Raw genomic sequence first — 12,698 nt, 5'->3', positions numbered from 1 at the left:
CATGGAGAGACTCTCCATGCCAATTATCTATCTTTAAAATCTCTTAAAATCACTCTAAATTTAGTTTGATTATCGCCACTTTCACACTCGATACTAAGACCAAGCTCATCACAATATCGCTTAACCAAACTAAGCCCAATCCCAAAGCCACCATTTTGCGTATCAAAACGGCTGAATTTATCATAGATTTTGTCTATATTCTCTTTAGAGATAGTAGCTCCAAAGTTGATTATCTCAAAGCTATTTTGGTCTAAATTGATAATAATTTTGGAATTTTTGTTACTATATTTTATCGCATTTGATATGAGATTATCTAATATTTTACCAACTTTTTGTATATCGCTAGATAGCTCAAAAGAGTTAGAATTAATCTCAAATTTAAGCCCCTTTGAATTAGCTGAAAGCTCAAATAGCTTAATGCGACTCTCAAGCAGAGTTTGGATATTAAATTTACTAATAACATTTGGATTATTCTTTAAATTCAAAGCCAAATCATTATAAATTCCACTCAGAGTTTTGGCTGCTATTTTGATATTTTCTAAATATTTTGGTGGATTTTTATCAAACATCTCACTACTCATAAGTATCACACTCAAAGGAGTATTAATCTCATGCGTAGTATCTGTGATAAAGTTATTAAGCGCTTTTATCTGCGCTAAAAGTGGCAAATACGCAAGCTTAACCAAAACAAAAGCAATAAGCCCAACTAAAACAAAAACCGCCCCAGCAATAAGCCACACACGCCAAAAAAGCTGATTTATATCCTTAATAGTATCTTCGCTTTTTAACTCTACAAATAGCTCTATTGCTCGCCTTTTTGAGTGGATATTCTCTCTCATATACAAAGCATCAGAAGTCTCATAAAATTTATCTTTAAATTTAGGAATATCAAAGCTTTTATATATATACTTATTTGTTTTAATATTATAAAGATTGATTGGGTAAAGACTTGCTAGTTTCATAATATTATCTATATTATCATTTAAGCGAAGAAGGTACTCAAGCTCTTTAGCAAATGCCTCCATACGTATCATATCTCGTTTGATTATATCGAATTTGGCCTCTTTATAATACATAGTGGCAAATCCGATTAAAAAAATCATACTAGAGAGAGTATATAGCAAAAATATTGGTAAAATATACTTTTTACTATACATATTCATAGCCTATTTTTGGATGCGAGATTATCCTCTCCTCGCCTATGATTTTGCGTAAATTTCTGATATAAACTCTTAAGCTAAGCTCACTTGGTATTTGCCCATAATCCCATAAATTCATATAAATCTCATCTCTGCTTAATATTTTGCCACGATTTTTTAATAATAATACTAGCAAATCAGCCTCTTTTTTAGCAATTTGGACTATTTTATTATCTTTGATTAGCTTTTTTTGGATTATATCAAATTTTATATTTGGAGAAATTTCTACATAGCTATCACTACTTGAGTGGCTAAATTTGCGTTTTAAGATATTATCTACCCTTAAATGTAACTCTGCTAATTCAAATGGCTTTTTGATATAGTCATCGCAACCACTTTTAAACCCTTTGGCTAAATCACTTATATCATTTAACGATGTTATAAAAATAGATGGAGTATCTACTCCTGAGCTTCTAAGATTACTAAGCAACTCAAAGCCATTACCCCCAATAATCTTAACATCAAAGATAAAAATATCAAATTTACCCTCATACGCTAGGCTTAATCCATCATCATAGTTATCACTACTTACTACTTCATAGCCTTGCTCTGTAAGATAATCTTTAATCATCTCACAAAGCATTGGCTCATCTTCTATAAGAAGTATTTTGCTACTCACAATCTATCTCGCCGGGCAATCTAAATTTATACAATTTGGATAGTCATAGGTAAATTTACCTGGACGCTCGTGATGATATTTTACTCTTTTACCAGCACAAATTCCCTTATAAAACTTCTCATCTTTACCTAGTTTTGCCATATTTTGACGCATTTGGTATCTAAATTCCTTATAAAATTCCTCTTTTTGTTTAGCATCCATATTTTGGGTTGCTTTTGTTATTTTGTCGTGAATTTTATCGCAACCTTCTTGAATTTTATAATACTCCCTACTAGCTTCTTTTTTAAACTCAAACATCTCTTTGCTTAAACTAGCTGGGCTATCAGCACCAAATGCTATACTACTACCTACCATAGCTATTAAGGCTATACTTAACACTTTTTTCATCTTAAATCCTTTGTATTAAAATATAGCGAAATTATATATAGATCTTGTTGAAAAAATGTGAATTTAAAAAAGAGAGTTGAATTTTTCTATAAAAACTAATGGATCGACTTGAATATTTTGCACTACCACACCAAAGTGTAAATGTGGGCCACTTACCCTACCAGTTGCACCACTTAGACCGATTTTATCGCCTTTAAGAACCTTTTGCCCTACTTTAACATCAATTCTATCTAGATGGTAATACTGAGTGTAAATCCCGCCACCATGGTCTATCACAACGCTCTTTCCAGCATAATATCTATCTTTAGCGATTCTTACAATGCCATCATTAGCACTTATCACACTCTGCCCTATAGCCGCCCTATAATCAACCCCACCATGATAGCTTTTAACACTACCATTAAACACTCTAGCATTCCCATACTGACTGGTAATAAAGCTATTCATCGGAGATATAAACTGGCTATTTACTAGCAAATTTGGACTAAAAGTCCTATATATCTGCGTAGCCTCATCTCTTTCTTTTTCTATGCGTTTCATCACATTTTTAGGTGGATTTGCCTTTGCTGGAGCTACGCTTATACTCTCTTTTTTATAGCTTTTTTGTTCTAATTTTAATAACATTGAGCTACTTTGATTATTTAAGCTATTTGTGATATTTATATCATTTTTAGCATAATAGCTCACAGGAATAAAAGCTACTTTTACCCCATCTTTCTTAGGGTGATCTAGCCATAACGAGCTTTTATCATTAACCCTTAGCTCTCCTGCGTAATCTGACTCAATGCTAATAATCTCTAATCCACCATTAAATATAGTATTACCCCAGCTAAATAGAGCAAAAATCAAAAGAGAGAAAACTACTCGCATAATCAAACTGAATATAGGGATAAAAATCTTTTTCTACTAATTGGAGAGTATCCATTTAGCTGTTCATACGCCTCTTCTGTATCGCCATCTGTTAGCTCTTTAATCTTTTCAATAAGCTCATAAAGCTCTTCATCATCTAAATTTTCAAACTCCCCACACTCTTCTAAAACCTCTTGTATAATCGCTTCTAATTCTAATTCATCAAAACTCACTATGTCTCCTTAAAAAATTTTCGCAATAATACCCAAAATTCCTTAATCTAACTTTGAAATTTATATTTTGATAATTAAATTTATGCTAAAATTCCAACCAAATTTTTGGAGCTATGATGAGAATTTTACATTTAATACTACCTTGTTTAATCTGCCTTAGTGGCTGTGCTCAAAAGAGTCAGAATATAGATGATTTATCCATACAATCATACAATATAGAAGTGGATTTTATGGATGCAAATGAGCATAATAAAAGAGATATAATGCTTGGATACAATGATATACTACACGATGTTCAAATAGACTCAAATAAAGATAATTTAACGCTTATAATAAGTGGAAAAAAGGCTATAAATAGAATTAAATTTGATGAAATTTCAAGCAAAATCGCACAATATCTAAAAAATCATAGAGAGCAAAATAAAATAGCAATCGAGTATCATCTAGATTCTAAAAAGCTATTTAAAGCCCTATTTTAATCTTTAAATTTCATTTAAAATCGATCCCTTAAAGCGGGATCTAAAATCATATAGTTATCTCTTTAATATCAGCTACTTTTAAGAATGCTTGGTAAATTTGACCAATTATCGATATACGATTTGCCTTAATCTTTGGATCATCGCTATTAATCATAACATTATCAAAATACTCATCAATTTGTGGCTTGAGATTAAATAGAGTTGATAAATAGCCCTTTGTATCGCTAATATCTAGCTTTAAAGAGATAAATGCTAGGTGTAATGCTCTTTCGCTCTCATGCTCCATTAGACTCTCATCTACTTTGATAATTTTGCTATCTTTAATGATATTAGCTAATCGCTTAAATGTGGAGAAATTCTCTTTAAATTCGCTATCTTTGCTGATTTCATCTAGAGCGATTATTGCTGAGTTTAATCTCTTAATATCGCTTATACCGCTATTTAAACAAGCTTTTATAACCGATGGATTAGCACTATACATAGTATAAAGCCTATCTGTGATAAATTCCTCTAAGCTATTTAAGTTAAATTTAGCATAATTTTTAGCTATTAAAGATAGGATTTTTTTAATATCAAACTCTATATTTAAATTTAAAACAATGCGTATAATCCCAGCTGCGGCTCGCCTTAATGCGTATGGGTCTTTATTGCCTGTTGGGATTTTATTTATACTAAATAACCCCATCAAAGTATCAAGCTTAGAAGATAGTGCTACCATACTAGAAAAGTAGCTCTTAGGACAAACGCTACCCTCTTTATTAGGCAGATACTGCTCTTTTATAGCCTCAACTACAAAGCGATTTTCCTTTCTATACTGAGCGTAATAGCTCCCCATAATCCCTTGAAGATCAGTAAATTCATACACCATCGAGGTAGTAAGATCAGCCTTACTAAGCATCACAGCACGATCAAGCTCATCTATAAACTCACCGCCAAACTCATCTTTAAGCTCTTTTTCATAGATTTTAGCTAGCTCTCTTGCAATATCACGCTCTCTAATCTCTTTATCATACATTGAGCCAAGACCGGCTAAATAGGTGATATTTTTTAATTTCGCTGAGCTAAACTCACTAGCTAAATCACTCTCCCAAAAAAATTTAGCATCACTAAGTCTAGCTCTTAGCACCTTTTCATTGCCTTTGATTATTAAATTTGAATCGCTGCTAATAGAATTGCTAACTACCACAAAGTGATTGCTTAATTTTCCATCTTGATTATATAATGGGAAATATCGCTGATTTTCCTTCATAGAAGTAACAATAACCTCGCTTGGCACCTCTAAAAATTCCTTTTCAAAGCTACCCATAAGCGCGGTAGGCATCTCTGTAATAGCCACAACTTCATCTAGCAAATCCTCATCTAATTCGATTTTTAAACCACTATTTTGCTCTATTTGTTTAAATTCATTTAAGATTTTTTGGCGTCTATTATCAGCATTAAGGATAACTCCATTAAGCTCTAAAGCACTATAATACTCATCTATACTACTAAATTTTACCATCTCATAGCCATAATATCTATGCGGATAAAATGCCATTTGCGACCTAACGCCATAAATCTCCATATCCACTAATTCATCATCCAAAACCGCTACAATAGATCTAATCGGACGGATAAACTCATACTTGCCATCTCCCCATCTCATAGATTTACCGAAATTTAAAGATGATATAAACTTATTTATAACCTTATCAAGCAGATTTTTACTCAAATCTCCCTTAATCACGCTCTTATGATACAAAACCTCTTTGCCATTAATATTTTCAAATTTCAGCTCATCTAAGCTTATACTGCACTTTTTGGCAAATCCTATCGCCGCTGCGGACCAATTATGATCACTACCTAGCGCCACATGCTTTGGTGCGCCGATACTCTCAACCACCTTATCACCAGCGAATTCATCCATATCACCATGCAATACAACTCTTCTAGGGGTATAATCAAGCTTAAAATCACACTTAATATTATACTCATCTAATACGGCTTTAAATTTAGGCTTGATATTGCCAAGCTCTTTTAAAAATGGTATCGCAGGAAGCTCTTCTACTCCAATTTCAATCAACATTCTCATTACTCTCTCCATCTATTTTTTGCTTTTTATCCTTAGCTGCCTTTCTAGCAGCTACTATCTCATCTCTAATCCTATTTTTCTCCATCATTTGGCGATTAAACCCAACGACAAGGACAAAAATAATAAATATAACGACAACCCAACCCATAAAACCTAAAAAATCACTCAATTATCAGCTCCTTTTGCCCCTTATAATTCCAAACAACAGCCCTTTTAACCGCTATTTTCCCATCGCTTATTTTACGATTTGGGGAGTAAATTTTAAATTTATCTTTAGATATTTTAGCAAATCCACCACTAATATCTAAAGTAATATCACCTATCACATCGCCACTTGTAGCTATACTAATATCTTTTTTATCCATTAAATACTTGCTCTCATCTGCTTTAAATTCAGTATCTACACTTATATAAGATAGGCTAGTAACTTCGATATTTCCTTTATAATTCTCAATTTTATTTACCACCGCTTCAACCTTAGCCCCAACGCTAAGCGATGGATTTTTCTCATAGATATAAATTCCACGCCTACTCTCATCGCAGATTATATAGCCATTTTTATCCTTATACACAATTACCCCAGTGATTTTAGCCCTTTGTTTGGTAGATTTAATCTGATTAATCGATACCTTAGGCAGATCTTCAAAGAGTGATTTTGTGCTTAGAGTTGCATATATAGGGTAGTGATCAGAGTAGCTTTTATCCATAAAATTTGCCTTAAAAACGCCAAAACTTCCATCTTTATAACGCAAATTTCCACCCATTAAATCACTACTTAATATTATATGATCAATCGCACTCTTGCCATTTTTATAGCTACTTCTTTGACTAGCAGGGACAAACTCCCATAAATTCGTCCATTCATCAAGATCATTAAGCAGAAATTTATATCCATAATTGCTATTTAAATCGCCTAAAATCACCCCATTTTTACTATTTTTTACAGCCTTTTTCATAGTATCGGCTGCGGCAATTCTGCTTTTAAGTGGATTTTTAGCCGCTGGAAAATGAGCTACAAAAAACTCAACACTATAACCATCAAATTCAACCCTACTCATCAATATCGGCCTAGTTTTGACATTTGGCACTATATAAACCATACTATCACTAATCCTATATCTACTAAGCAGTCCAAGCCCTACTGGGGCACCCTTTGTGGTAGCAAATTTATAATATTTATATCCGCTTAAATCGGCCAATTTTTCAATTACATTTTGATTTTCAATCTCATTTAAAGCGATAATATCAGCATCTAATTCCTTTAAAACTCTAGCGATTTTTTGCAATTTTTGATGATACTTCGCACTATTCCATCTATTTGATTTAAAATCAGCATACTCGCTACCGCTAATCTTATCATCAAAAAGATTTTCAACATTATATGTAGCGATCTTTAACTCCGATGAAAACAGCACTCCAAAAAGCAGCATAAAAGCAATCAAAACTCGCATACACTATCCCTAAAATCAAATTTATCTATATTTTGGCGGATAGCCTCATAGGTAATAATCCCCACACTAGTGGCTAAATTCAGGCTTCTTCCTTGGCTTGTCATCGGAATTGTGATGCAATTATCCCTATTTAATCTCATCAGCTCAAGAGGCAACCCACAATCCTCACCACCAAAAATCAGATAATCTTCTGGATTAAATTTAGCCTTAAAATATAATTTATTACACTTAGTGGTCGCAAAGAAAAATCTATCCTTAAACTCCAAATTCGCCTCTAAAAACTCCCCTAAACTCTCCCAAATTATGGGATTTAAATTCGCCCAGTAGTCAAGTCCAGCACGCCTTAAATGCTTATCATCAATCTCAAATCCAAGAGGCTTAACTAGGTGTAATTTAGCTCCGCAATTTACACACATTCTACCGATACTACCGGTATTTGTGTGAATTTTTGGATTTACAAGAACGATATTAAACATTAAAATATCACCGTTTTATTATTATAAACAAAAACTCTCTCATCAAAAACAAGATTTAAAGCATTGCTAAGCACCATTTTTTCCACATCTCTACCAGCTTTTTGCATATCTTTCCAATTCATTTCGTGATTTACCCTTATAACATCTTGAGTGATAATTGGCCCTTCATCTAAATCATCAGTAACAAAATGCGCCGTAGCTCCGATAATCTTCACGCCACGCTCATAGGCTTGTTTATACGGATTTGCTCCGATAAATGCTGGTAAAAATGAGTGATGGATATTAATAATCTTTTTTGGATATTGCTTGACAAAATTAGGACTTAAAATTCTCATATATTTAGCCAAAACCATATAGTCAAATTTATATTTTGCCAACTCATTTAATACCAGCTTCTCATGCTCACTTCGCTCTATTTTATCGGCATTAATATAGATAAAAGGTATATCAAATTTATCGCTTAATGGACGCAAAGTATCGTGATTAGCAATCACAGCTAAAATATTTGCGTTTAAATCCCCGCTACTATGCTTAATAAGCAAATCACCTAAGCAGTGGTTCTCTTTTGTAGCTAGGATTACTATATCTTTTTTCTTAATAGCTTCAAAAAATATCACACTATCACTTGGTAAATATGCACTTAAAGTATTCTTAAACTCAATAGTATTTACCTGCCCTACAACCACAGCACGCATATAAAATCTACTATTTTCATGATCTACAAATTCACTCGTGCTAACATAGTTTAATCCATGCTTAAATACAATTTCACTAACTCGTAAAATGAGACCCTTTTCATCATTACAATCAATCTTTAAAATATAATCCACAATATCTCCAAAAATTTTAGAAAAATTCGGTAGATTATACAATTTTTTTGCTAAAAATTAGCCAAAATTAACCGCTTTGCTTATATATCAAAATTAACTATTTTTAATAATTTTAGCCAAAAAAAATGCGTCCATATCACAATCTGGTAAAATTCTAAGCCCAAATTCCCCCACAATCTCACTATCTAAACCAAAGCTAACTGGCTCAATGCTAATATCAAATTTAGAGTTCAACCCATTTTTTACCACCTCTTCATTTTCACATTCAAAAAATGTACAAGTGCTATAAACCACGCTTCCACCTGGCTTTAAAGCTGTAAGAGCTGAATTTAAAAGCTGCTTTTGTAATCTTGATATGGCCTTAATCTCTTTAGCTGATTTTTCCACAAACCCATCACCAAAATGCAAATAGCTAGAGCATGGTGCATCTAGCAAAATCTTATCAAATCTACCCACGCAAGTTCTTGAGATGCTCCTTGCGTCTTTATTATAAGCTCTCACCCACTCGCAACCATATTTATTTAAATTTGCCTTTAATGTGTAAAATCTCTTGCTATCGCTCTCTATCACTGCTAAACTAGCATTATTTCCCATCATATTTGCTAATGCAATGCTCTTTCCACCTGGACTAGCACACATATCCAAAACTGCATCATTTTTACTCGGATTTAGGGCTAAAACTGCTAAATAACTGCTTGGATTTTGGATATATATCGCTCCGTTATTAAATAGCTCACAGCGGGTTAAAATCTCTTTAAATTCACTCTTACATATATAAAAATTAGGCAAAATTTCCCTAATCTCAACCCCTAAATCATCTAAATTTGAGATAATATAATCTTTATCAAATTTAAGTAAATTTAAATAAAATCCAACACTTTTAGGCTTAAAAAAGCTATCCCAAACCCTTTGAAAATCAGCGTTATTTAAGCTAGATTTTAAATAATCTTTAAAACTCATCTATTTAAAAATCTCTCTAAAATTATCATCGCTGCTATGCTATCAAATTTGCCATCTCGCTTATTGCTTACTAGCTCACTAGCCTCAACGCTACTATAAGATTCATCTTGATAACAAATCTCTCCATCAAACTCTAAAAGCGATATAAAATGCTTAATCCTACGCTCCATTTCAGCCTCAGAGCTTCCACCCTTTGGCAAGCCAACGACTAAGATTTTTGCCCCTTTTTCCTTTAGCATATCGCTTACATCTCTTGCGGCTTGATTGCGATTTTTACGCAAGATTGGGGTGCTTGGGATAGCGATTTTGCCTTCTAGGCTTATAGCTACGCCAATTCGTTTAAGTCCAACATCAATAGCAACTATCATAAAATTCTCACATAAATGCCATCAATGGCAATCTTACCATCTAATTCATACTCATATATCAAATCCCCAAATTTAGCATAACAATCATCGAAATTTGAGTTTTGCTTGATAAATTCCACCACTTCATCGCCTATATTATCATAATTTTCCACGCCAAATTTCATAGCAAATTTATCAAAATCAGTGATAATCTGTGCCTTACCACTTTGTAATAGCTCATTTGTTCCACTACTTTCTCCAAGCCTTTGAGGCAATACATAAAGCGGAATACCAAATTTAATAGCAGCCCTAGCACTACTCATAGAGCCACTTTGAATATCAGCTTGAGCTACGACAACTGCGTCACTTAGAGCCACTGTGATTAAATTTCGCTCCAAAAATTGCCACCCCTTTGCTGTGATATCTGGCTCATATGTGCTAAGCGCTAATGAATTTTCATAAATATCTTTTATGATTTTGGAGTTTTGAATAGGATAAATTTGATCTAAACCATTGCCAAAAACTGCGATTGTATGCGGATACGCTCCGGTATGAGCGCAAATATCCACCCCAATGGCTGCCCCACTAACTACGCAAACTCCATATTTTTTAAGGGTTGAAGCTAAATTTATAGTCATATTTTTGGTATAAGATGAGCATCTGCGTGAGCCTACAATCGCAACTTTTGGATAATCTAATAATTTTAAATTCCCCTTATAATATAGCTTTTTTGGCGGATTTTGGAAATTTGAATTTAGCTTAAATTCAGTGATAAAGCTCATACATATCCTTTAAAAGTATTAATCTAGTTTGGCTTTCTAGCTCACTTTTTATGGCTTTTAGAGCTTTAAAAGTCTGCTCATATGGATGTCCGATGGCTATAGCAAAACCATTTTTTTGAGCTATTTTTATACTCTCCTTTAGCTTACTAATTATAGCTTTTTCATCTTTGATATTATCTATAAAAACATCTCGCTTTAGATATTTATTGCCAAATTCATCGCTTAAAATCTTAGCTTTAGAATCTTTGGTGGTGTAGCTATCGATAAATATCATATTATGCTTTTTAAGTGTCTTAAATAGATTTTTCATAGAGTTATAATCGCTTGTAAATTTACTTCCTGTGTGGTTATTTATATATATGACATTTGGGAAATTTGATCTGATTTTATAAATTTGTGCTTCTATTTTTGCGATATTATCGCCTACTTTTAGGGTATCTTTCTCTTGTGCTTGGTAGTTCATCGCCTCAAGTGGTAAATGTATCATATAAAACTCAAAATCCTTAGCCACATTAGCACTATTTGGGTAGTTTTTACTAGGTGGAAATATAGAAGGGGTGATATTCATATCCAAAGACTTAATCTTTTTAGCTTGATAAAATGTAGATATATCATCTATGATTATGGCCAAATTTGGTTTATCCGATTTTAAATCAATGCTATTTATCGTAGTTGGTGGTTCTATTTTTTCATCAAATTTAATATCATTTTGCGTCTGATTTTCATCTATATTTTTAGGCTTATCAAGGATGGTATAATCCCTTTTTTTACCTTCGAAATATCTATCAATATTATCAATAGCTTTAAAGCTTACACTCTCTTTTTTAGTGTTTGATGCTAAATAGACAACGCCAATTATAACTATAATAGATATTAAAATACCAAAATATACAAGCACCTCGCCATTTGAGGTGCTCTTTTTGCTACGCTTTGCCAATTAATTTTTATCTTTATTTACTAATTTACCTTTATTTATCCAAGGCATCATAGCTCTTAATTTTTCGCCAGTTTTGTTTAGCAAACTCTCATCGCTTAATTTACGCTCAGCATTCATTTTTGTATATCCGGCTTTACGCTCTAAGATGAAATTTTTAGCAAATGTACCATCTTGAATCTCTTTTAAAATCTCTTTCATAGCTGCCTTTGATCTCTCATCTACCACTCGTTTGCCACTTACATAATCGCCAAATTCAGCTGTATTTGAAATAGAGTATCTCATATCAGCCATACCACCTTGATAGATTAAATCCACGATTAATTTCATCTCATGTAAGCACTCAAAATACGCCATCTCAGGCTCATATCCCGCCTCTACTAAGGTCTCAAACCCAGCATTTATAAGCGCACAAAGTCCGCCACATAATACAGCTTGCTCACCAAATAGATCAGTTTCAGTCTCAGCCTTAAAGGTAGTCTCTATAATACCAGTTCTACCACCGCCAATAGCACTAGCATAGCTTAGAGCTATATCTTTTGCTTTGCCTGAAGCATCTTGAGCTACTGCGATTAGATCTGGGATACCACCGCCATTTACAAATTCATTTCTTACAGTGTGGCCTGGAGCTTTTGGTGCTATCATTATACAATCAATGCCTTTTGGTGGGACGATTTGACCATAGTGGATATTAAATCCATGACCAAATGCGATTGCACTACCGCTTTTTAAATTTGGTTCAATTTCAGCTTTGAAAATATCTGCTTGTAACTCATCAGGAGTAAGTATCATCACAACATCAGCTTCTTTTGTCGCTTCGCTTACGCTCATAACCTTAAAGCCTTTAGCCTCTGCTTTAGCCCAGCTCTTGCCATTTGGATTTAGTCCGATGATAACCTCTACTCCACTATCTCTTAAATTTTCAGCGTGTGCGTGACCTTGAGAGCCAAAGCCTATCATAGCTACTTTTTTAGATCTAATTAGGCTTAAATCACAATCTTTGTCATAATAAACTGTTATTGCCATAATCTTCCTTTAGTAAAAAATAAATGGCAATTATACATTATTAAAATTTAAATTT

At 33.2% G+C, this 12,698-nt stretch carries 16 protein-coding genes; 1 reads left to right on the top strand and 15 read right to left on the bottom strand.

Annotation, left to right across the window (positions count from 1 at the left end):
* Positions 1–23: 23 nt before the first annotated feature.
* The 5 genes from CSUIS_RS03960 to CSUIS_RS03940 all read right to left on the bottom strand — a co-directional run bounded on the left by CSUIS_RS03960 (position 24) and on the right by CSUIS_RS03940 (position 3,287).
* Positions 24–1,163 carry a sensor histidine kinase gene (locus CSUIS_RS03960; protein WP_192940218.1) on the bottom strand — a complete coding sequence of 380 codons (1,140 nt, stop codon included), beginning with the start codon at positions 1,161–1,163 and terminating at the stop codon, positions 24–26.
* Positions 1,150–1,818: a response regulator transcription factor gene (locus CSUIS_RS03955; protein ID WP_086292601.1), complete on the bottom strand. Its 669-nt coding sequence runs from the start codon at positions 1,816–1,818 to the stop codon at positions 1,150–1,152. The genes CSUIS_RS03960 and CSUIS_RS03955 overlap by 14 nt, the downstream gene beginning before the upstream one ends.
* Before the next feature lie 3 nt (positions 1,819–1,821).
* Positions 1,822–2,205, bottom strand: coding sequence for a hypothetical protein (locus CSUIS_RS03950; RefSeq protein WP_086297255.1), 384 nt, complete (start codon positions 2,203–2,205; stop codon positions 1,822–1,824).
* A gap of 63 nt (positions 2,206–2,268) precedes the next feature.
* Positions 2,269–3,075 carry a peptidoglycan metallopeptidase Pgp3 gene (pgp3, locus tag CSUIS_RS03945; RefSeq protein ID WP_086297252.1) on the bottom strand — a complete coding sequence of 269 codons (807 nt, stop codon included), beginning with the start codon at positions 3,073–3,075 and terminating at the stop codon, positions 2,269–2,271.
* Between the two features lie 2 nt (positions 3,076–3,077).
* Positions 3,078–3,287: a hypothetical protein gene (locus CSUIS_RS03940; protein ID WP_086224406.1), complete on the bottom strand. Its 210-nt coding sequence runs from the start codon at positions 3,285–3,287 to the stop codon at positions 3,078–3,080.
* Positions 3,288–3,403: 116 nt separating this feature from the next.
* Here CSUIS_RS03940 and CSUIS_RS03935 point away from each other — a divergent pair, with 116 nt between their 5' ends.
* Entirely contained in the window at positions 3,404–3,766 is a 363-nt protein-coding gene (locus CSUIS_RS03935; protein ID WP_086297250.1) for a hypothetical protein, read from the top strand.
* A gap of 46 nt (positions 3,767–3,812) precedes the next feature.
* Here the strand turns inward: CSUIS_RS03935 and glyS are convergent, their stop codons facing one another.
* The 10 genes from glyS to ilvC form a co-directional block, all read right to left on the bottom strand.
* Entirely contained in the window at positions 3,813–5,837 is a 2,025-nt protein-coding gene (gene glyS / locus CSUIS_RS03930; protein ID WP_086297247.1) for a glycine--tRNA ligase subunit beta, read from the bottom strand.
* Positions 5,821–6,006 carry a hypothetical protein gene (locus CSUIS_RS03925; RefSeq protein WP_086236760.1) on the bottom strand — a complete coding sequence of 62 codons (186 nt, stop codon included), beginning with the start codon at positions 6,004–6,006 and terminating at the stop codon, positions 5,821–5,823. The genes glyS and CSUIS_RS03925 overlap by 17 nt, the downstream gene beginning before the upstream one ends.
* Positions 5,999–7,288 (bottom strand): endonuclease/exonuclease/phosphatase family protein, encoded by a 1,290-nt coding sequence (locus CSUIS_RS03920; RefSeq protein ID WP_086297245.1) that lies wholly within the window; start codon positions 7,286–7,288, stop codon positions 5,999–6,001. Before CSUIS_RS03920 ends, CSUIS_RS03925 begins: the two co-directional genes overlap by 8 nt.
* Positions 7,276–7,764, bottom strand: coding sequence for a tRNA (cytidine(34)-2'-O)-methyltransferase (locus tag CSUIS_RS03915; protein WP_086297244.1), 489 nt, complete (start codon positions 7,762–7,764; stop codon positions 7,276–7,278). The genes CSUIS_RS03920 and CSUIS_RS03915 overlap by 13 nt, the downstream gene beginning before the upstream one ends.
* Entirely contained in the window at positions 7,764–8,597 is an 834-nt protein-coding gene (purU, locus tag CSUIS_RS03910) for a formyltetrahydrofolate deformylase (protein WP_192940222.1), read from the bottom strand. Before purU ends, CSUIS_RS03915 begins: the two co-directional genes overlap by 1 nt.
* Before the next feature lie 90 nt (positions 8,598–8,687).
* Positions 8,688–9,554, bottom strand: a complete 867-nt coding sequence (locus CSUIS_RS03905) for an RsmB/NOP family class I SAM-dependent RNA methyltransferase (RefSeq protein ID WP_086297240.1) — start codon at positions 9,552–9,554, stop codon at positions 8,688–8,690.
* Positions 9,551–9,922 carry a Holliday junction resolvase RuvX gene (ruvX, locus tag CSUIS_RS03900; RefSeq protein ID WP_086297238.1) on the bottom strand — a complete coding sequence of 124 codons (372 nt, stop codon included), beginning with the start codon at positions 9,920–9,922 and terminating at the stop codon, positions 9,551–9,553. The genes CSUIS_RS03905 and ruvX overlap by 4 nt, the downstream gene beginning before the upstream one ends.
* Positions 9,919–10,683 (bottom strand): DNA-processing protein DprA, encoded by a 765-nt coding sequence (locus CSUIS_RS03895; protein ID WP_086297236.1) that lies wholly within the window; start codon positions 10,681–10,683, stop codon positions 9,919–9,921. The genes ruvX and CSUIS_RS03895 overlap by 4 nt, the downstream gene beginning before the upstream one ends.
* Complete coding sequence (locus tag CSUIS_RS03890; RefSeq protein WP_086297233.1) at positions 10,667–11,620, bottom strand: divergent polysaccharide deacetylase family protein; 954 nt, start codon at positions 11,618–11,620, stop codon at positions 10,667–10,669. Before CSUIS_RS03890 ends, CSUIS_RS03895 begins: the two co-directional genes overlap by 17 nt.
* The gene (ilvC, locus tag CSUIS_RS03885) at positions 11,621–12,643 is read right to left on the bottom strand and encodes a ketol-acid reductoisomerase (RefSeq protein WP_086297231.1); all 1,023 of its coding nucleotides are present in this window, start codon (positions 12,641–12,643) and stop codon (positions 11,621–11,623) included.
* Positions 12,644–12,698 lie beyond the last annotated feature (55 nt).

Source organism: Campylobacter porcelli, from assembly GCF_002139855.1.
In the GTDB taxonomy this organism is placed as follows: Bacteria; Campylobacterota; Campylobacteria; order Campylobacterales; family Campylobacteraceae; genus Campylobacter; species Campylobacter porcelli.
The sequence above is the reverse complement of the archived record's forward strand: the minus strand, read 5'-3'. Positions and strand labels throughout refer to the sequence as shown.